This is a genomic window from Geodermatophilus sp. SYSU D00525 (assembly GCF_054050475.1).
Window position 1 is genome coordinate 172,123 of record NZ_JBJGZK010000002.1, and the last position, 18,701, is coordinate 190,823.

19 protein-coding genes are annotated in these 18,701 nt (G+C 77.4%); 6 read left to right on the plus strand and 13 right to left on the minus strand.

All coding sequences use genetic code 11. The annotated features are described in order from the left end of the window. Nucleotides 1–24: 24 nt before the first annotated feature. Genes cydC through ACI796_RS02790 form a run of 3 tightly spaced genes read right to left on the minus strand, consistent with a single transcriptional unit; the run spans nt 25 to nt 5,995 of the window. Nucleotides 25–3,405 (minus strand): thiol reductant ABC exporter subunit CydC, encoded by a 3,381-nt coding sequence (gene cydC / locus ACI796_RS02780; RefSeq protein WP_456939739.1) that lies wholly within the window; start codon nt 3,403–3,405, stop codon nt 25–27. 11 nt (nt 3,406–3,416) lie between these two features. Further along, entirely contained in the window at nt 3,417–4,430 is a 1,014-nt protein-coding gene (gene cydB / locus ACI796_RS02785; protein ID WP_456939740.1) for a cytochrome d ubiquinol oxidase subunit II, read from the minus strand. A gap of 14 nt (nt 4,431–4,444) precedes the next feature. After that, on the minus strand, nt 4,445–5,995 hold the full coding sequence (locus ACI796_RS02790) for a cytochrome ubiquinol oxidase subunit I (protein ID WP_456939741.1): 1,551 nt from the start codon (nt 5,993–5,995) through the stop codon (nt 4,445–4,447). A 166-nt stretch (nt 5,996–6,161) separates the two neighbouring features. Here ACI796_RS02790 and ACI796_RS02795 point away from each other — a divergent pair, with 166 nt between their 5' ends. Both ACI796_RS02795 and ACI796_RS02800 read left to right on the plus strand, forming a co-directional pair. Continuing rightward, nucleotides 6,162–6,521, plus strand: coding sequence for a BlaI/MecI/CopY family transcriptional regulator (locus ACI796_RS02795; protein WP_456926943.1), 360 nt, complete (start codon nt 6,162–6,164; stop codon nt 6,519–6,521). 1 nt (nt 6,522) lies between these two features. Beyond that, a complete protein-coding gene (locus ACI796_RS02800; protein ID WP_456939742.1) occupies nt 6,523–7,452 on the plus strand; it encodes a M56 family metallopeptidase in 930 nt (309 codons plus the stop codon). A 39-nt stretch (nt 7,453–7,491) separates the two neighbouring features. Here ACI796_RS02800 and ACI796_RS02805 read toward each other — a convergent pair whose 3' ends face one another. From ACI796_RS02805 to ACI796_RS02835, 7 genes are all read right to left on the minus strand, one after another. Beyond that, a complete protein-coding gene (locus ACI796_RS02805) occupies nt 7,492–8,388 on the minus strand; it encodes an oxidoreductase (protein WP_456939743.1) in 897 nt (298 codons plus the stop codon). Beyond that, complete coding sequence (locus ACI796_RS02810; protein WP_456939864.1) at nt 8,385–10,631, minus strand: heavy metal translocating P-type ATPase; 2,247 nt, start codon at nt 10,629–10,631, stop codon at nt 8,385–8,387. The genes ACI796_RS02805 and ACI796_RS02810 overlap by 4 nt, the downstream gene beginning before the upstream one ends. A 35-nt stretch (nt 10,632–10,666) precedes the next feature. Continuing rightward, the gene (locus tag ACI796_RS02815; protein ID WP_456939744.1) at nt 10,667–11,533 is read right to left on the minus strand and encodes a hypothetical protein; all 867 of its coding nucleotides are present in this window, start codon (nt 11,531–11,533) and stop codon (nt 10,667–10,669) included. Between the two features lie 29 nt (nt 11,534–11,562). Then, entirely contained in the window at nt 11,563–11,772 is a 210-nt protein-coding gene (locus tag ACI796_RS02820) for a heavy-metal-associated domain-containing protein (protein ID WP_456926947.1), read from the minus strand. Nucleotides 11,773–11,801: 29 nt separating this feature from the next. Then, a complete protein-coding gene (locus ACI796_RS02825; protein WP_387990729.1) occupies nt 11,802–12,113 on the minus strand; it encodes a metal-sensitive transcriptional regulator in 312 nt (103 codons plus the stop codon). 58 nt (nt 12,114–12,171) lie between these two features. Continuing rightward, nucleotides 12,172–12,561: a helix-turn-helix domain-containing protein gene (locus tag ACI796_RS02830; protein ID WP_456939745.1), complete on the minus strand. Its 390-nt coding sequence runs from the start codon at nt 12,559–12,561 to the stop codon at nt 12,172–12,174. A gap of 93 nt (nt 12,562–12,654) precedes the next feature. Then, nucleotides 12,655–13,155 (minus strand): Hsp20/alpha crystallin family protein, encoded by a 501-nt coding sequence (locus ACI796_RS02835; protein ID WP_456939746.1) that lies wholly within the window; start codon nt 13,153–13,155, stop codon nt 12,655–12,657. Between the two features lie 163 nt (nt 13,156–13,318). On the opposite strand from ACI796_RS02835, the gene ACI796_RS02840 reads away from it, so the two are divergent. From ACI796_RS02840 to ACI796_RS02855, 4 genes are all read left to right on the plus strand, one after another. After that, nucleotides 13,319–13,780, plus strand: a complete 462-nt coding sequence (locus tag ACI796_RS02840; RefSeq protein WP_456939747.1) for an STAS domain-containing protein — start codon at nt 13,319–13,321, stop codon at nt 13,778–13,780. A 63-nt stretch (nt 13,781–13,843) separates the two neighbouring features. Beyond that, nucleotides 13,844–15,112, plus strand: coding sequence for a YibE/F family protein (locus ACI796_RS02845; RefSeq protein WP_456939748.1), 1,269 nt, complete (start codon nt 13,844–13,846; stop codon nt 15,110–15,112). Between the two features lie 161 nt (nt 15,113–15,273). Further along, entirely contained in the window at nt 15,274–15,849 is a 576-nt protein-coding gene (locus tag ACI796_RS02850) for a class I SAM-dependent methyltransferase (protein WP_456939749.1), read from the plus strand. Continuing rightward, entirely contained in the window at nt 15,839–16,168 is a 330-nt protein-coding gene (locus ACI796_RS02855) for a TraR/DksA family transcriptional regulator (protein WP_456939750.1), read from the plus strand. The genes ACI796_RS02850 and ACI796_RS02855 overlap by 11 nt, the downstream gene beginning before the upstream one ends. Here ACI796_RS02855 and yczE read toward each other — a convergent pair. The 3 genes from yczE to ACI796_RS02870 form a co-directional block, all read right to left on the minus strand. Further along, nucleotides 16,152–16,757, minus strand: a complete 606-nt coding sequence (gene yczE / locus ACI796_RS02860) for a membrane protein YczE (protein WP_456939751.1) — start codon at nt 16,755–16,757, stop codon at nt 16,152–16,154. The two genes, ACI796_RS02855 and yczE, sit on opposite strands and share 17 nt — an antisense overlap. Before the next feature lie 149 nt (nt 16,758–16,906). Next, nucleotides 16,907–17,842: a glycosyltransferase family 2 protein gene (locus ACI796_RS02865; RefSeq protein ID WP_456939752.1), complete on the minus strand. Its 936-nt coding sequence runs from the start codon at nt 17,840–17,842 to the stop codon at nt 16,907–16,909. Then, nucleotides 17,842–18,657: a glycosyltransferase gene (locus ACI796_RS02870; RefSeq protein WP_456939753.1), complete on the minus strand. Its 816-nt coding sequence runs from the start codon at nt 18,655–18,657 to the stop codon at nt 17,842–17,844. The genes ACI796_RS02865 and ACI796_RS02870 overlap by 1 nt, the downstream gene beginning before the upstream one ends. Nucleotides 18,658–18,701: the final 44 nt, after the last annotated feature.

Below are 18,701 nucleotides of genomic sequence, written 5' to 3' on the forward strand. Positions count from 1 at the left end.
GACGTGCGCTGTCGGGTCACGTCCTCAGGCGGGGAGCGCCACCCGCCCGCCCAGGTCGAGGACGGTGTCGCCGGGCTGCTCGACGGCGTCGTCGTGGGTGACGCAGACGACGACCCGGCCGGCCAGCGCGTCGCGCAGGTCCCGCACCAGGGCGGCCGCCGTCGGCGGGTCCAGGTGCGCGGTCGGCTCGTCGAGCAGGACGACGTCGCGGGCGGCCAGCAGCGCCCGGGCCGCGGCGAGCCGCCGCCGCTCGCCGCCGGACAGCGCGGTGCCACCGGCGCCGACCGGGGTGTCCAGCCCGTCGGGCAGCCCGGCCAGCAGCGGGCCGAGCCCGGCGGCGGTGAGCGCGGCGGTCATCCGCGCCTCGCCGCCGGGGCCGGCCAGCTCACCGCGCGGGGCGGCGAGGGCCAGGTTGGCGCGGATCGTCGAGGCGAAGACGTGCGCGTCCTGCGGCAGCCAGGCGGTGCGCGCGCGGACGGCCGCGCCGGTCAGCCGGGCGGTGTCGGTGCCGCCGAGCGCGTAGCGCCCCGCCCGCGGGCGCAGCGCCGCGAGCAGCACGGCGAGGAACGTCGACTTGCCGGCGCCGGACGGGCCGCGGACCACCAGCCAGCCGCCGTCGGCAGCCGCCCGCGCGGTGAGGCCGCGCAGCACGTCCGGGCCGCCGGGCCAGCCGGCGACCAGGCCGGTGACGGCGAGGTCGCGCACCGGCGCGGGGGCGGGCACCGGATCGGCGGGGTCGGCGGGCACCGGGGCGGTGAGGACGGCGTCGAGGCGGGCGCGGGCGTCGGCGAGGGCGCCGCGGCGCTGCAGCGCGGACACCAGGCCGGCCAGCGGCTCGGCCAGCGCCAGCGGGGCCAGGCCGAGGACCGCGACCTCCGGGCCGCCGAGGCCCGCCGCCGCGCCGACCGCGGTGGCGGCGACGGCGGCCAGCCCGGTGCCGAGGACGACCAGGCCGGTGCCGAGCGCGCCGGCCCGGGCGCCCGTGGCGGCGACGGCGGACCGGCGGCCCGCCACCGCGGCGAGGTCGGCGGCGGTGGCGGCGGCGAGGCCGTGCGCGCGCAGGTCGGCCGCGCCGTCGAGGGCGGTGGTGACGTCGCGCAGGGCGGCCACCCGCAGCGCGCCCTCGGTGCGGGCGGCGCCGGCGTCGACCCGCCGGTGCACCAGCAGCACGCCGGCGGCGGTGAGCGCCAGGACGAGCGCCGCGGCGGCCGCGGCGCCCGGGGAGAGCAGCGCCAGGGCGGCCAGCGTGAGCACCGGGACGGTGGCGGCGACGACCGCGGGCGGCACCACCCGCACCGACAGGTCCTGCACCAGGCCGACGTCGCCGACCACGCGGGCCAGCGCGCTGCCCGGTGTCCGGTCGGCGGCCACGCCCTGCGCGGTCAGCGCCCGCCAGACCCGCACCCGCAGGTCGGCGGCCATCCGCAGGGCGGCGTCGTGCGCGGTGAGCCGCTCGACCCAGCGCAGCGCCGCGCGGCCGAGGCCGAAGGCGCGCACGCCGACGATGGCGACCATCAGCGTGAGGATCGGCGGCATCTCCGCGGCGCGGACGATCAGCCAGCCGCTCACCGCGGTGAGCGCGACGCCCGCGCCGGCCGAGGCGGTGCCGGCCGCGACCGCCCGGACCAGCGCCCGCCGCGGCCAGCCGAGCCCCGTGGGGGCGGGGACCGCGGTGCTCGCGGCCGGTGCCGGGGCGACGACGTCGGCGATCCCGTCGCCCCGGGCCGCCGCAGCCGCCGGGACCGGCGATCCCGGCGGGGAGGGCGGGGTGGCGGGGCTCGACAGCGTCACCGTGCGGTCGGCCAGCGCCGCCAGGGCCGGGTCGTGGGTGACCAGCAGGACCGTGACCGTGCCGCGCAGGCCGGCCAGGACGGCGGCGACGCGGGCGGCCGACGCCTCGTCGAGGTGGGCGGTGGGCTCGTCGAGTAGCAGCAGCCGGGCGCCGCGGCGCACACGCACCAGCGCCCGTGCGAGCGCCACCCGCTGCAGCTCGCCGGGGGAGAGGGTGGTGCAGTCCCGCCCGGCGAGCGCCTCGGCGCCGACCCGCTGCAGCGCCTCGACGACGAACGCCTCGGCCACCACCGCGTCCACGCCCGGGGAGGCGGCGGCGTGCCGGCGCAGCTCGTCGGCCACCGTCCGCGCCGTCGTCCGCGGGTGCTGCGGGACCAGCGCGACCGCGCCGGCCGGGACGCCGGTGACGGTGCCGCCGACCTCCGCGGCCGGGTCGACCGCGCCGGTGAGCGCGGCCAGGAGGGTGGACTTGCCCGAGCCGCTGGGCCCGCGCAGCACCACCAGCTCGCCGGGGCGCAGCGCGAGGTCGACCGGCGGGAGCGCGGGCAGCGCGCGGCCGGGGTGGCGCACGGTCAGTCCCGAGACGGCGACGTCGGCGCCGCGCGGGTCGTCGTCGTCCACCGCCGGGGGAGCGGTGGCGACCGGCGCGGCCAGCACGGCGCGCGCCTCGGCGGCGGCCAGCGTGGCGGCCTCGCCGGCGTGGTGGGCGGTGCCCAGCGCGCGCAGCGGTGCGAAGGCCTCGGGGGCGAGCAGCAGCGCGGTGAGCCCGACGGCGAGCGCGAGGTCGCCGTGCACCAGCCGCAGGCCCACGGTGACCGCGACCAGCGCCACCGACAGCGTGGCGATCAGCTCGAGCACCAGCGCGGAGAGGAACGCCAGGCGCAGGGTGGCCAGCGTGCGGCGGCGGGTGGCCTCGCCCAGCTCGGCGAGGGCGGTCACCTGCTCGGCGGCCCGCCCCAGGCCGACCAGCACCGGCAGCCCGCGGACGAGCTCGGCGACGTGCGCGGCCAGCCGGTCCAGGGCGCGGGCGGCGCCGGTGGTGCCGTCGCGGGTGGCCAGCCCGACCAGCGCCATGAACAGCGGCACCAGCGGCAGGGTGGCCGCGACCAGGCCGGCCGAGAGCAGGTCGGTGGCGGCCAGCACGACCAGCAGCACCGGCGGGACGACGGCGGTCTGCGCGAGCGCGGGCAGGTAGGTGGCCAGGGCGGGCGCGAGGTCGGCCAGCCGGGTGGTGGCCAGCACCGCGGCCGGGGCCGGCCCGCCCGCGGCGGCGACCGCGGCGGGCGAGGCGGCCAGCCGGTCGAGCAGCGTGCGGCGCACCGCGTCCTCGGCGCGGCGGGCGTCGCGGGGGGCGGCCCGCTCGCCGAGGGTGCCGGCCAGCGCGCGCAGCACGGCGCCGGCGGCCGCCAGCGCGAGCGGGGCGGTCAGGTCGCCGTCGGCGTACCCGGCGGCCCGGGCGACGGCGTGCGCGAGGCCGGCGGCGAGCAGCACCAGCCCCGCCGTCGAGCCGAGGGCGGCAGCCGCCGCCCGGGCCAGCGCGCCGGGCAGTCCCGGCACGCCGGCCAGTGGGGCCAGCGGCCCCCGCGCCCGGGCGGGGGCGGCAGAGATGGCCATTCCTGCCGCCCTCACGCGGCCACGTGCTGCGGCTCGGCGGTCAGGCGGCGGCGGAACACCCAGTACGTCCAGGCCTGGTAGGCGAGCACGACCGGCAGGCCGACCGCGGCCACCCAGGTCATCACGGTGAGCGTGTAGTCGCTGACCGAGGCCTCGGCGACGGTGACGTCGAAGGCCGGGTCGATCGTCGAGGGCACGACCACCGGGTAGGCCGAGCCGAACAGCGTGGCCGCCGAGGCCAGCAGCACGGTGGCCCAGCCGGCGAAGGCCTGCCCCTCGCGGTCCAGCCGCACCCGGGTCCACGTGACGACGACGGCCAGCGCGGCCACCAGCCACAGCGCGCCGGTGAGCGCCGTGCCCGAGCGCAGCTGCACCAGCCCCGACCACGCCAGCAGCGGCAGCGCGGCCACCGGCGACCAGCGCAGCGCGAACGCCCGCGCCCGCAGCCGCAGCGGGCCGTCGGTCTTGAGCGCGAGGAACAGCGCGCCGTGCACCAGCGAGTAGCCGACCACCGCGGCCGCGCCCAGCACCGCGGACCAGCCGAGCCCGGCGAACGGGCCGCCGACCCGGTCGCCCGCCGCGTCGATCGGCAGGCCGAGCGTGGTGGCGGCCAGCGCCGCGCCCACGCCCGCCGCGGCGACCAGCGAGCCGCCGGTGATGACGCGGGTCCAGGCGGCGTCCCAGCGCGGGTCGTGCGAGCTGTGCCGCCACTCGAAGGCCACCGCCCGCACGATCAGGCCGAGCAGCACCAGGACGAAGGGCAGGTACAGCGCCGGCAGCCAGGTGGCGTACCAGCCGGGGAAGGCGGCGAACACCGCGCCGGCGGCGGTGATCAGCCAGACCTCGTTGCCGTCCCACACCGGGCCGATCGTGCGGAGCATGAGGTGCCGGTCGGCACGTCCCTCGGCACCGCGCCGGCCGAGCACCGGCAGCAGCGCCGCGACGCCGAAGTCGAACCCCTCCAGCAGCAGGAAGCCGGTCCACAGCACCGCGACGGCGGCGAACCACAGGGTCTGCAGGTCCATGTCAGGCACTCCGGTCAGTACGCGAAGGAGAGGACGTCGTCGTCGGCCCGGTCGTCGCCCGGACGCGGGTCGTCGTCCTTCCGGGACGACCCGACCGCGGGCGGGGTCGGCGTCGTGTCGCCGGTGGTGACCCCACGGCGGACCAGCCGGACGAGGAGGAACAGCTCGACCACCGCGAGCGCGCCGTAGAGCAGGCCGAGGCTGATCAGCGAGGTCCAGACCTCGGCGGCGGTGATACCGGGGGAGACGGCCTGGGCGGTGAAGAACCACACCTGCTCGTCCACCGGCACGTCCGGGTTCGGGTAGACGACGAAGGGCTGGCGGCCCATCTCGGTGAACACCCAGCCGGTCGCGTTGGCCACGAACGGCGCGCCGACGGCGAGCAGCGAGCCGTGGACGCCGATCCGCGACGTCGGCACCCGGCCGCGGCGGGTGGCCCAGAGCGCGTAGGCCGCGACGCCGGCCGAGACCGCACCCATGCCGATCATGAGCCGGAAGCTCCAGTAGGTGACCGCCAGCACCGGCGTGTAGTCGATCGGCTGGCCGGCGCGGTCGCCGAAGGACGGGTCGTCGGGGTAGGTGGCGCCGTAGACCGCGGAGTACTCCTCCTGCAGCTCGTTCACGCCGGGGACGGCGGTCTCGAAGTCGCTGTGCGCGAGGAAGGAGAGCAGGCCGGGGACGGTCCAGCTGTGCACGTCGTCGCACTCGTTGGACCCGAGCTTGCCCCAGGCGAAGACCGAGAACGGTGCCGGCGCCTCGGTCTCGCACAGCGCCTCGGCCGAGCTCATCTTGAGCGGTTGCTGCTGGTACATGAGCTTGCCCTGCCAGTCGCCGGTGACGGCGACCAGGACGAAGGCGGCCAGCGACACGTACCCGCCGAGCCGCACCGAGCGGCGCCACACCGAGTGGTCGACGTCGGTGGTCGGGGCGCCGGCCAGCTTCCGCCTGCGCAGCTGGTAGAGGCCGATGCCGACCAGCAGGGCACCGGCGACCATGAGCGCCGCGACGATCGCGTGGGTGAAGGCGGCCAGGGCCGTGTTGTTGGTCAGGACGGCGAGGAAGTCGACCTGCTCGGGGCGCCCGTCCTCGCCGACGACGACGCCGACCGGGTGCTGCATCCAGGAGTTGGCCGCGATGATGAAGTACGCGCTGACGATGGAGCCGATCACCGCGGCCCACAGCGCCGCCAGGTGCAGCTTCTTGGGGATGCGGCCCCAGCCGAAGATCCACAGGCCGAGGAAGGTCGACTCGAGGAAGAAGGCGAGCAGCGCCTCCATCGCCAGCAGCGAGCCGAACACGTCGCCGACGAAGCGCGAGTACTCGCTCCACGCCAGGCCGAACTGGAACTCCTGGACCAGGCCGGTGGCCACGCCGAGCACGAAGTTGACCAGGTAGACGCGGCCCCAGAACCGGGTCATCCGCAGCCACTCCGGCTTGCCGGTGCGCACCCAGAGGGTGTGCATGACGGCCACCAGGATCCCGAGTCCGATGGTCAGCGGGACCATCAGGAAGTGGTAGACGGTGGTGATGCCGAACTGCCACCGGGCGATGTCGAGCACGTCCACGCGCGCTGCTCCTCGTCTGTGCCTCCGACCGACACCTCCTTTCTACGCCTCGTAGAACTACTTCTCTACGCCACGTAGAACGCGTCGGGGTGAGGTGCGCGACAGGGTGCGTGCGCTCGCCCGGGACCCCGTTCTACGCTGGGTAGAAACGAGGACGGGAGGGGCCGTGGCGTCGCTGGGAGACCTGGAGCGCACCGTCATGGACGTGCTGTGGGCGGCCGACGGGCCGGTGGCCGCGGCCGGGCTGCGCGACGCGCTGGCCGACCGCGAGCTGGCGCTCACCACCGTGCACACCGTGCTGTCCCGGCTGGAGGCCAAGGGCTTCGTCGAGCATGACGACGCCCGGCCGCGCCGCTTCCGCCCGCGGGCCAGCCGCGCCGACCACGCCGCCGAGCTCATGCACGAGGTCCTCGGCCAGGCCGGCGACCGGCAGGCGGTGCTCGCCCGGTTCGTCGGCGGCGTCGACCCGGAGGAGGCCCGCCTCCTGCGGCAGCTGCTCAGCGAGACGGCGCCGGACGCGCGCTGACGTGCTGCCCGCGACCGCCGCGGCGCTCGCGGTCCTCGCCGTCCTGCTGGCCTGGCCGGTGCCGGCGCTGCTCGGCCGCGCCCAGTGGCCCCGGCGCGACCCGCTGGTGGCGCTGGTCTGCTGGCAGGCGATCGGGCTGGCCGGCGGGCTGTCGATCATCGGCGCGCTGCTCGTGCACGGGCTCGCGCCGTGGGGCCACTCACTGCCCGAGGCCGGCTGGGCGGTGCTGACCGGGCACCCGGCCCGCGACCCGGTCCGCGGCGACCACTGGGTCACCCTCACGCTGGCCGGCGTCCTCGCCGCGGAGCTGCTCGGCGTCCTGGCGCTGTCGTGGGTGCGCACCGCGCGCACCCGGCGGCGGCACCGGGCGCTGCTGGAGCTGGTCGTGCAGCCGTCGGCGGCCGCCCCCGACGCCCGGCTGCTCGAGCACCCCGCGCCGGTGGCGTTCTGCATCCCCGGCGCCCGCCCGCTGCTGGTGCTGTCCTCGGGCATGGTCGCCGAGCTCGACGACGGGCAGCTGGCCGCCGTCGTCGCCCACGAGCGGGCGCACCTGGCCGAGCACCACCACCTCTACCTGCTGCCCTTCGTGGCGTGGGAGGCGGCGCTGCCGGTGCTGCCCGCCGCCGCCCGCGCGCACGCCGCGGTCCGCGGGCTGGTGGAGATGCGCGCCGACGACCGCGCGGTGACCTCGCTGGCCGGGCCCGACCCGCGGCGCACGCTGGCGCAGGCGATCGTCGTCACGGCCGGGGGAGCGGGCGGGGGCGTGCCGAGCGGCGCGCTGTCGGTGACCGGCAGCGCGGTCACCGCCCGGGTGCTCCGGCTGGTCGACCCGCCGGCCCCGCTGCCGGCCGCCGCCCGCGCCGCCGTCCTGCTCTGCGCCGGGCTGCTCCTCCTGGTCCCGACCGTCCTGCTCCTGCTCCCGGCCCTCTGAGGGGCCTTCACAGCGCTAGTGGCTCCTGTCGGAGGCGGGTCAGCGGGTGGGGAGGGTGGCCGGGAAGTCGACGCCGGTGAGCCGCGCGGACGCCGTCCAGAGCCGGGTCGCGAGGTCGGGGTCGCTGGCCGCGGCCGTCCGGCCGACCAGGGTCGGGTACCCGCGCAGCTCGCCCAGACCGTCCGGTCCGGCGTAGCTGCCGCCGGGGAGGTCGGTGGTCGCGGCGAAGAGCGTCGGCAGCGCGCCCTGCTCCGCGGACTGCGCGACCACCCGGTTGCCCAGCAGCGCGAACGCGTCCTTCAGCCGGTTCCCGGTGCGGCCCTGCAGGTTGGTGGCCGACCAGCCGGGGTGCGCGGCCAGCGCCCGCACCGGCGAGCCCGCGGCGGTCAGCCGGCGCTGCAGCTCCAGGGTGAACAGCAGGTTGGCCAGCTTCGACTGGCCGTAGGCGCGTTCGGCGGAGTACCGCCGCCGCTCCCAGTTGAGGTCGTCGAGGTCGATCGCGCCCATCCGGTGCGCCCCCGACGACAGGGTCACCACCCGGTCGGTGACGTGCGGCAGCAGCAGGTTGGTCAGCGCGAAGTGGCCGAGGTGGTTGGTGCCGAGCTGCAGCTCGAAGCCGTCGGCGGTGCGGCCCTCGGGCACCATCATGATCCCGGCGTTGTTCACCAGGACGTCGAGCGGACCGCTCCAGCCGTCGGCGAAGGCGCGCACCGAGGCCAGGTCGGCCAGGTCCAGCCGGCGCACCTCGACGTCGCCGGCCAGGCCGGCGGCGGCCGACTCGCCCCGGGCGGGGTCGCGGACGGCGAGCACCACGCGCGCGCCCCGCTCCGCGAGCGCCCGGGCGGTGGCCAGGCCCAGCCCGCTCGTGGCTCCGGTGACGACGGCGGTGCGCCCGGTCTGGTCGGGGACGTCGGCGGTGGTCCAGCGGCTCGTCATGCCGGGTCCAACGCGGGGGCGGGCGCCGGCGTGCCGGCGGGCGCGGCGGAGGTGTCGTTGCCCGGCAGCGGGCGGAACCGGCGCAGCCGCAGGCTGTTGGTGACGACGAAGACCGAGCTGAACGCCATCGCGGCCCCGGCGATCATCGGGTTGAGCAGCCCGGCCATCGCCAGCGGCAGCGCGGCGACGTTGTAGGCGAACGCCCAGAACAGGTTCCCCTTGATCACCGCGAGCGTGCGGCGGGCCAGCCGGACGGCGTCGGCGGCGGCGCGCAGGTCGCCGCGGACGAGGGTGAGGTCGCTGGCCTGGATGGCGACGTCGGTGCCGGTGCCCATCGCCAGCCCCAGGTCGGCCTGGGCCAGCGCCGCCGCGTCGTTGACGCCGTCGCCGACCATCGCCACCGTCGCGCCTCCGGCCTGCAGCCGCCGGACGGCGGCGACCTTGTCCTGCGGCAGCACCTCGGCGACGACGTCGTCGATGCCGACCTCCGCGGCGACCGCACGGGCGGTGGCGGCCGAGTCGCCGGTGAGCAGCACCGGCCGCAGCCCGAGGGCGCGGAACTGCCGCACGGCGGCCGCCGACGTCGGCTTGACGGTGTCGGCGACGACGAGCACGCCGCGCGCGGCGCCGTCCCAGCCGACCGCGACCGCGGTGCGCCCGGCGGCGTCGGCCTCGGCGACCGCCGCGGCGAGCTCCGGGGGCAGCGGGCCCACGAGCGCGGGCCGGCCGACGGCGACCGGCACGCCCTCGACGGTGCCGCGCACGCCGAGCCCGGCCTCGCTGCGGAACCCGGTGACGGCCGGCAGCGCGCCGGCCCGCTCACGGGCGGCGGAGGCCACGGCCGCGGCGATCGGGTGCTCGGAGGCGTCCTCCAGCGCGCCGGCCCGGCGCAGCACCTCGCCGGCGTCCTCGCCGTCGGCGGCGACGACGCCGGCCAGGCTCATCCGGCCGGTGGTGACGGTGCCGGTCTTGTCGAGCACGACGGTGTCGACCCGCCGCGTGGACTCCAGCACCTCCGGACCGCGCACGAGGATGCCGAGCTGCGCGCCGCGGCCGGTGCCGACCATGAGGGCGGTCGGCGTGGCCAGCCCAAGCGCGCAGGGGCAGGCGATGATCAGCACGGCGACGGCGGCGGGGAACGCCCCGGCCACGCCGGCGCCGGTGCCGATCCAGAAGCCCAGGGTGGCCAGCGCCAGCGCGAGCACGACCGGCACGAACACCCCGGACACCCGGTCGGCCAGCCGCTGCACCTGCGCCTTGCCGTTCTGCGCCTCCTCGACCAGCCGCGCCATCTGCGCGAGCTGGGTGTCCGCGCCGACCCGGGTGGCCCGCACGACCAGCCGGCCGCCGGCGTTGACCGTCGCCCCGACGACCGCGTCGCCCGGGCCGACCTCCACCGGCACCGACTCGCCGGTGAGCATCGAGGCGTCGACGGCGGAGGAGCCCTCGACGACCTCGCCGTCGGTGGCCACCCGCTCGCCGGGCCGGACGACGAACAGGTCACCCGCGTGCAGCTGCTCGACCGGCACGCGCACCTCGGTGCCACCGTCCCGGGTGTCACCGCGCAGGACCGACACCTCGCGGGCGCCCATCTCCAGCAGCGCCCGCAGCGCCGACCCGGCCCGCCGCTTGGCGCGCGCCTCGGCGTACCGGCCGGCCAGCAGGAAGGTGGTCACGCCCGCGGCGGCCTCGAGGTAGACGTCCCCGCTCCCGTCGCCGCGGGTCACGGCCAGCGAGAAGGGGTGGGTCATCCCCGGCTCCCCGGCGGTGCCGAGGAACAGCGCGTACAGCGACCAGCCGAACGCGGCGAGGGTGCCCAGCGAGACGAGGGTGTCCATGGTGGCCGCGCCGTGCCGGAGGTTGGTCCAGGCGGCGCGGTGGAACGGCCAGCCACCCCAGACGACCACCGGCGCGGCCAGCGTCAGCGAGGCCCACTGCCAGTACTCGAACTGCAGCGCGGGGACCATGCCGAGCAGCACGACCGGCAGGCTCAGGACGGCCGAGAGCACCAGCCGTTGCCGCAGCCCGGCGTCGGGGTCGGCCTCCGGGGCGTCCTCCTCGGCCGGCGCCGGGAGGGCTGCGGTGTAGCCGGCCTTCTCCACGGTCGCGACGAGGTCCTCGGGCGCGACGCCGTCGCCGAAGGTGACCCGCGCCTTCTCCGTCGCGTAGTTGACCGTGGCGGTGACGCCGTCGAGCCGGTTGAGCTTCTTCTCGATGCGGGCGGCGCACGACGCGCAGGTCATGCCGCCGATCGACAGCTCGATCTGCGTGGGGGTGGTCACGGGGCGCTCCGGGCGGTCAGGGTGAAGGCGGCGGTGCGGACGACGTCGCCGTGGCGGAAGTCGAGGAACAGCCGGTGGCCGCCGGCCGCGGGCACCTGCACGGCGAAGCGGACCTGCCCGCCGGAGTCGCCGGTGGGGTGGACGTGCAGGTAGCCGAGGTCGCCGGCGCGCAGCGCGACCAGGTGGCCGCGGGCGCCGAGGTACGGCTGCAGGTCCGTCACCGGCACGCCGTCGCGGCTGACGGTGAGCACGACCTCGGACTCCTCCCCGGCGACCAGGTCGCCGTCGAGGGTGACGGTGTAGCCGTCCACCTCCGCGGTCGCCGCGGGAGCGGGCAGCGGCGTGGGCTCCCACGCGCCGCCGACGGCGAGGTCGGCGCCGAGGACCACGTCGCGCCCGAGGGCGGTGGGCGTGGCGTCGGCCAGCACCCGCCAGGAGCCGGGCTCGAGCGCGACCGTCGTCGTCCAGGTGCCGTCGGGGGACAGCTCGGGGTGCACGTGCTGGTAGCCGGTGAGGTCCCGGCGGACGACGACCAGGTGCAGGTCCTGCTCGTGCACGGTCTCGTAGGCGGTCACCGGGGCGCCGTCGGGCCCCAGCAGCCGGAACGACAGTGGGACGGCGGCGCCGGCGGGCAGGGCGTCGTCGGCGAGGTCGAGGGTGTGGCCCTCGGCGGAGACGGCGAGCCCGGCGGGCAGGTCGTGCTCCCCGGCGGGAGCCGCCGCGTGCCCGCCGTCGCCGGCGTGCTCCTCGACCGCGGCCGGGGGCGCGCCCACCGGGCCGGCGAGGGCACCCGCGCCCCAGCCGGCGCCGAGGACGGCGGCCGCGGCGCCGAGCGTGGCGGCGACCCGGGTGGCGGTGCGCACGACAGCTCCCTCCCGACCGGCCGGCCGCGTCAGCGGCCGGCGACCTCGTAGCCGGCCTCCGCGACGGCGGCGCGAACGGCGGCGTCGTCGACGGGGGCGTCGCTGGTGACGGTCAGGCCGCCGCTGGCCAGGTCCACCTCGACGTCGGTGACGCCGGGGATCTCGCTGACCTCCTCGGTGACCGAGGCGACGCAGTGCTGGCAGGTCATGCCGGTGACGGTGTAGCTGGCGGTGCTCATGGCGGGGTCCTCCGGGGTGGGGTGGGGTGTCAGGAGCGGACGAGCCGGGCGATCGCGGCGGAGGCCTCGCGGACCTTCGCGTCGGCCTCCGGGCCGCCGGTGGCGACGGCCTCGGCGACGCAGTGCGACAGGTGCTCCTCGAGCAGGCTCAGCGCCACCGACTGCAGCGCGGAGGTCATCGCCGAGACCTGGGTGAGGATGTCGATGCAGTACTTCTCGTCCTCGACCATGCGCTGCAGCCCGCGGGCCTGGCCCTCGATGCGGCGCAGCCGCTTGAGGTGGTCGTCCTTGCGGTGGATGTAGCCGTGGACGTGGCCGGGGGCGCTCTCCGAGTCGGTCACGGCGGCAACGGTACCCCTACCCCCAGGGGGTATCAACCCAGGGGGCGACCCCGGGGTGTCAGGCGCGGTCCGGCTCCGGGTCCTCCGAGCGCCCGGCGCGCAGGCGGTCGACGGTCTCGCGCAGCCGCACGGTGTCGGCGCGGGCGTCGGCGAGCTCGTCCTGCAGGCCGAGGATGACCTCGGCGGAGGCGAGCGTGTGGCCGTCGTCGAGGAGGCCGCGTAGTCGCGCGGCGAGGACCAGCTGGTGGCGCGAGTAGCGCCGGTGGCCGCCGGGGGAGCGGTGCGGCTGCAGGACGCCGGAGCCGTCGAGGCTGCGCAGGAAGGCGGCCTGGACGCCGAGCAGCGCGGCGGCCTGGCTCATCGTCAGCGCCGGGAAGTCGGGGTCGTCGAGCCGGCGCACGGCGTCGGCCGCCGGGTCGGCCTGCTGCGGGTCGCCGTCAGCGGTCACGGGACCTCCTCCCTGCGGTGTCGAGGCCTCCGGCCCCGGACGGGACGAGGGGGCCGGGCCGCACCGGCCCGGCCCCCTCGGACGCGACGGCGGTCAGCCTTCGACGGCCCGCGTCTCGCCCTGGGCGGGCTCCTGCTCGCCCTCGATGGTCCGGCTCTCCACCGCGGCCGGCACGTCGGCGCGGGTCACGGTGATCTTGCGGGACCGGGCCTTCTCCGCGACCGGGATGCTCACGGTGAGCACACCGTCGTGGTAGCTGGCCTCGAGCCGGTCGGTGTCGAGGCTGCGGCCGAGGACCAGCTGCCGGGTGTAGGCGCCGTAGGGGCGCTCGGCGACGGCCCACTCCGCGCCCTCCAGCTGCGGGACCGAGCGCTCCGCGCTGACGGTGAGGGTCGTGCCCTCCAGCGACAGGTCGATCGAGCCCGGGTCGACGCCGGGCAGGTCGAAGTGGGCGACGAACTTGTCACCGACGCGGTAGGCGTCCATCGGCATGCCCGACAGGGCGCGGGCGGTGCCCGGGCGGCCGGTGAGCTGGTCCAGGGCGCGGAAGGCGGCGGACGCGCTGGGGAAGGGGTCGTACGCGGTCAGCACCATGGCTGGTGAACCTCCTCGGAGATCCGGATGGTGATCGCTGCCCGGGGATGAACCTCCAGTGGCAACTGAAGATTACCTCGACCAGACACTCGTGTAAACGTCTCTTGCCCACGTGTGTTCCCGCCCGCGCATGGACGGCGGGCAACGGGGGCAGACCCCGGGCATGGACGAGCACCGAGAAACCGGTGGACCCGCGGCCGAGGACACCACGCCCCACGAGGGCGAGCCCGAGGTCGACGCCCGGCTCGACGGCGACGTCAGCTGCATCACCGTGACCGGCGAGCTCACCGAGGCCGCCCGCCGGCCGCTGGTCCGCGTGGTCACCGACCAGCTGCTGTCGGTGCCCACGCTCTCGCGGGTGGAGCTGGAGCTCAGCGGCGTCTCCTACATGAACTCCGCCGGGATGGCCGTCCTCGTGCAGCTGCAGCGGATGACCCAGCCGCGGGCGGTCACCGTGGCGCTGGTCGAGCCGCCGGCCGCGGTCGCCCGGCCGCTGCAGCTGACCGGCCTGTGGCGGCGCTTCGAGGTGGTGGGCGAGGGCGCCGGGCCGGCCGACGCCGGCGGCGCACCACCGTCGGGGGGCCCGTCGCGGCGCCCGGACGGGCCGGACGGCCGCAGCGCCTGACCGGCGGCGCCCCACCGCGGTGTCGGGCGGTCCCGGGCCGGGGGCTGCTCCTAGCCTGGCCGGGTGCCGCCCCACACCCACAGCCACGGGCCCGACCCCGACGCGCCCCCGCCGAGCCCGGAGACGCTGACCCGGCGGCGCCGCGCGGTCACGCTGATGCTCCTGCTGCTCGTGCCGGTCGGGCTGGCCACCGTGGTCGGCCTGGTCGCGCTCTGGCCCGGCGGCGAGCCGACCCGCGCCGAGCAGGTCGCGGCCACCTTCCTCCCGGCGGGGACGACCTACGCCGACGCGCGGGTGGTCTCGCTGCAGACGCTGCCCTGCGGCGAGGCCGGGACCGGGCAGGCGACCTGCGCCACCGCCGTCGTCGAGGTGCTCGAGGGCGACGGCGGGGGGGAGTACCAGCAGGTCGACCTCTCGGCCGAGGTGGTCGCCAACGGGGTGGGCGAGGGCGACACCCTCGTGCTCACCCGCGACCCCGGCGCCGAGGGCGGCCCGGACTACCAGTTCGCCGACTTCGAGCGGACCACGCCGATCGTCGTCCTCGCGGTGGCCTTCGCCCTCGTCGTCGGGGCGGTCGCGCGGCTGCGCGGGCTCGCCGCGCTGGTCGGCCTGGCCTTCGCGTTCTTCGTGCTGCTGCAGTTCGTGCTGCCGGCGCTGCTCGAGGGGTCCTCGCCGACGCTGGTCAGCCTGGTCGGCTCGTCGGCGATCATGTTCGTCGTCCTGTACCTCGCGCACGGCTTCTCCGCCCGGACGACGACGGCGCTCGTGGGCACCCTGTTCGGCCTGGCGCTGGTGACCGTGCTCGGCTCGGTGGCCGTCGGCGTCGCGCGGCTGACCGGGCTCACCAGCGAGGAGACCATCCAGCTGCTGACGTTCGACCCGACGCTGGACTTCTCCGGCCTGGTGATCGCCGGGGTCGTGGTCGCCGGCCTCGGCGTGCTCAACGACGTCACGATCACCCAGGCCTCGGCGATCTGGCAGCTCAACGAGGTGGACCCGGCGATGGGGTGGCGGCAGCTGTACCGCCGCGGCATGGCCGTCGGCCGCGACCACATCGCCTCGACCGTCTACACGATCGTCTTCGCCTACGCGGGGGCCGCGCTGCCGCTGCTGCTGCTGTTCGAGGTCTACACCCAGCCCGCCGGCGTCACGCTCACCAGCGCCGCGGTGGCCGAGGAGGTCATCCGCACGCTGGTCGGCGCGATCGCGCTCGTGCTGGCGGTCCCGGTGACGACGGCGGTCGGCGCGTTCTTCGCCACCGCGGCCGGGACGGCGGCCGGCGCGGCCCCGGAGGCGCGGATGTCGGCCCTGCGTGCGAGGTTCGCCCGGTGAACACGCGCACTGACCGGCCCCAGCAAGGACCCCCTGCCCCCCACCGCTCGCCCGCCCGCAGTGGGCCCCTGCAGGCGGCCGAGCCCGGCGCTGAGCGTGCGAGGCGGGAGGAGGACGGGGTCCTCCGACTGCTGGCCGCCGCCGAGGCCGCCCCCGGTTTCATGCCCGCCGACGAGGGCCGCGCCCTCTACGAGGCCGCCCGCACGGTCGCCGTGCCCGGCCCGCTGCTGGAGATCGGCTCGTGGATGGGCAAGTCGGCGCTGTACCTCGCCGCCGCGGCGCGGGAGACCGGCCGGCAGGTGGTCACCGTCGACCACCACCGCGGCTCCGAGGAGCACCAGCCCGGCTGGGAGTACCACGACCCGTCGCTGGTCGACCCCGCCGTCGGGCGGGTCGACACGCTGCCGCGGTTCCGCCGCACGATCGCCGACGCCGGCGCGGAGGACGTCGTGGTCGCCGTCGTGGCGCGCTCGGAGGTGCTCGCGCCGCTGTGGTCGACCCCGCTGGCGCTGCTGTTCCTCGACGGCAGCCACACCGAGGAGTCTGCGCGCCGCGACCAGGACGCCTGGGTGGACAAGCTCGCCGTCGGCGGCACGCTGGCCATCCACGACGTCTTCCCCGACCCCGCCGACGGCGGCCAGGCGCCGTTCGGCGTCTACCGGCGGGTGCTGGGGTCCGGGGACTTCGAGGAGCTGCCGGGCACCGGCTCGCTGCGGCTGCTGCGCCGTGTCCGCTGACGCGCTGGGGGCGGAGCGGGCGGCCGCCCAGGCGCAGATCGAGGCGCTGACCCGGCAGTTCGACGAGATCGTCGCCGCGTCGCAGGCGTCCAACGCCGACGACGAGCACGACCCGGAGGGCGCCACGATCGCGTTCGAGCGGCAGCAGGTGGCGGCGCTGCTGGAGCAGGCGCGCCGCCGGCTGGCCGACGTCGACGCCGCGGTCACCGCCGTCGAGGCCGGCACCTACGGCCGGTGCGAGTCCTGCGGCCGGCCGATCGCGCCCGAGCGCCTGGCCGCCCGGCCCACCGCCCGCACCTGCATCAGCTGCGCGCGCTGACCTCCGGCCGCACCGACAGGCGGGGCAGCAGCAGCTGCGTGAGCGGGCCGATGGCCAGGGCGTAGGCGACGGTCGCGACGCCGAGGGTGCCGCCGAGCAGCCACCCGGTCGCGACGACGGCGACCTCGATCGTGGTGCGCACGAGCCGCACCGACCCGCCGGTGCGCCGGACCAGCCCGGTCATCAGCCCGTCCCGCGGGCCCGGTCCGAGGTGCACCCCGACGTAGGCGGCCGTGGCGACGGCGTTGAGGACGATGCCCGACGCCGCGAAGGCCGCCTGCGCCGCCAGGTGCGACGGGGCGGGCAGGACGGCGAGCGTGCCGTCGACGGCGACCCCGATGACGACGACGTTGCTCACCGTGCCGATGCCCGGCCGCTCCCTCAGCGGGATCCACGCGAGCAGGACCAGCGCGCCCACCACCACGGTGACCAGCCCGAGCGACCAGCCCAGCCGCTGCGCGAGCCCCTGGTGCAGCACGTCCCACGGCGTGACCCCGAGCGAGGACCGCACCAGCAGGGCCATCGACGCCCCGTAGAGCGCGAGACCGGCGTAGAGCTGGACGAGGCGACGCGGGAGACGGGCGGACACGGGAACCGGACGGTGCTGCAACACGCCCGCCACTCTGCTGCCCACCCGGCCCGGCTCCTACGGGCCAATCGGCCGGATTGGCCTGGTCCGCGCCGCCGGGCGGCAGAAACGGCCATCTCTGCCGCCCCGGCCGGGCGGACGCCGCCGCGTCAGCTCACGTAGCGGCGGGCGGTGGAGCGGCGCTGGGCCGCGTCGAGCGCGGCGAACCGGGCCTCGGCGTGCGGGGGCAGCACCCGCCGCTCCCGCACCAGCCAGGGGATCCCGCGGACGGCGGCCCACAGCGCCTGCGCGGTCACCCGGTCCCGGGGCAACGTGGCCAGCAGGTGCAGGGTGCGGCGCAGCGCGGGGCGCAGCGGGCGCCGCAGCCACGTCGTCCAGAGGGTGTTGCGGATGCCGTCGCGCCGACGGCGGTGCGAGTCGCGGGCCCTCGACGCCCGGTGGTGCACGGTCAGCTCGGGCAGGTGGCACAGCTCCCAGCCGGCGGCGGCGAGGTCGCCGGCCATGAGCTCCTCCTCCCCGCCCAGCCACAGCCGCTCGGAGAAGCCGCCGGCCTCGAGGAACGCCGCCCGCCGGACGACGCTCGCGCCGGCGAGGAACGAGCCGAGGGCCGGGCCGGGCAGCCAGCCGGCGCCGCGGACGGGGGAGTCGCGCAGCTCCGGCACGATCGGGTCCTCGCGGCCGCCGGGCTCGACCAGGATCCGCGCGGTCACCACGGCCAGCCGCGGGTGCGCGTCGAGGACGTCGGCCGCCCGCCGCAGCGACCCCGGCTCCCACCACGTGTCGTCGTCGCAGAAGGCCACGTACGGCGCGTCCACCCGGTCGACGCCGACGTTGCGGCCGGTCGCGCCCAGGTTCTCCGGGCTGGCGACGAGCTCCACGGTGGGGAAGCGCTCGCGCACGGCCCCGGCGGTGCCGTCGGTGGAGCCGTTGTCGACGACCACCACGTGCGGCCGCTCGGGCAGCGCCAGCAGCCGGGACAGCGCCCCGAGCACCTCGTCGCGGCGCTGGTGGGTGATCACGACGACGGCGACCCGCGCGTCCGGGCCGGGGTCCGCGGGCCGGGGCCGGGGCGCGGCAGCGGTCATCAGGCGCCCCCGGACAGCAGGCGCAGGTCGGCCAGGACGTGCGCGGGCAGCCGCCGGCGGCGGCGCACCGCGGCGGGCAGGTCCGGCAGCGCCCGGCGCAGCCCCCGCCGCTCCGGCGCACCGGTCCGCAGCGCGGTGACGACGGTGCGGACGACGTCGCGCAGCGGCAACCGCATCACCGCGGTGAGCAGCCTGGACCGCCAGATCGCCGTGCGCCGCCCCGCGGGGTCGGACCGCCGGGTCGAGGGGTGGTGGTGCACGGTCACCGAGTCGACGTAGGCGATGTCCCACCCGGCGGCGGCGAGGTCCAGGGACAGCCGCTCCTCCTCGCCGGGGAAGCGCACCACGGGGTCGAAACCGCCGACGGACAGGAACGCCTCGGTGCGCACCATCGCCGCGCACGCGATGAAGCCGAGCAGCCGCGGCCCGGGCAGGTGCGCCGGGGTGCCGAGCGGGCTGACGGCCAGCTCCTCGCACAGCGGGTCCAGCCGCTCCTCCGGGCCGACGAGGACCCGCGCGTTGAGCACCGCCAGCCGCGGGTGCGCCCGCATGACCTCCGCGGCGCGGGCCAGGTCTCCGGGCGCCCACCACGAGTCGTCGTCGGCGAAGGCCACGAACTCGCTGCCCGCGTGCCCGGCGCCGATCGTGCGGGCGTGCGCGCCGACGTTGTCCGCCAGCGGCAGCACGGTCACCTCCGGCAGCGCGGCGCGGACGGCGTCGACGGTGCCGTCGGTGGAGCCGTTGTCCACCAGGACGACCGGCGCCTCGTGGCGGGGCAGCGTGGCCAGCAGGTCCGCGCGCCGGTCGCGGCTCATGACCACGACGCTGACGCCGTCGCCGGCGGGGTTCGGGGGGGTGC

Bases quoted from the DNA above. Each gene is read 5' to 3' on its own strand.
- cydB (WP_456939740.1), bottom strand. From the start codon at position 4,430: ATGGACCTGCAGACCCTGTGGTTCGCCGCCGTCGCGGTGCTGTGGACC.
- cydC (WP_456939739.1), bottom strand. From the start codon at position 3,405: ATGGCCATCTCTGCCGCCCCCGCCCGGGCGCGGGGGCCGCTGGCCCCA.
- ACI796_RS02865 (WP_456939752.1), bottom strand. From the start codon at position 17,842: ATGACCGCTGCCGCGCCCCGGCCCCGGCCCGCGGACCCCGGCCCGGAC.
- ACI796_RS02850 (WP_456939749.1), top strand. From the start codon at position 15,274: ATGCCCGCCGACGAGGGCCGCGCCCTCTACGAGGCCGCCCGCACGGTC.
- ACI796_RS02820 (WP_456926947.1), bottom strand. From the start codon at position 11,772: ATGAGCACCGCCAGCTACACCGTCACCGGCATGACCTGCCAGCACTGC.
- ACI796_RS02870 (WP_456939753.1), bottom strand. From the start codon at position 18,657: ATGAGCCGCGACCGGCGCGCGGACCTGCTGGCCACGCTGCCCCGCCAC.
- ACI796_RS02805 (WP_456939743.1), bottom strand. From the start codon at position 8,388: ATGACGAGCCGCTGGACCACCGCCGACGTCCCCGACCAGACCGGGCGC.
- ACI796_RS02810 (WP_456939864.1), bottom strand. From the start codon at position 10,631: ATGACCTGCGCGTCGTGCGCCGCCCGCATCGAGAAGAAGCTCAACCGG.
- ACI796_RS02840 (WP_456939747.1), top strand. From the start codon at position 13,319: ATGGACGAGCACCGAGAAACCGGTGGACCCGCGGCCGAGGACACCACG.
- ACI796_RS02835 (WP_456939746.1), bottom strand. From the start codon at position 13,155: ATGGTGCTGACCGCGTACGACCCCTTCCCCAGCGCGTCCGCCGCCTTC.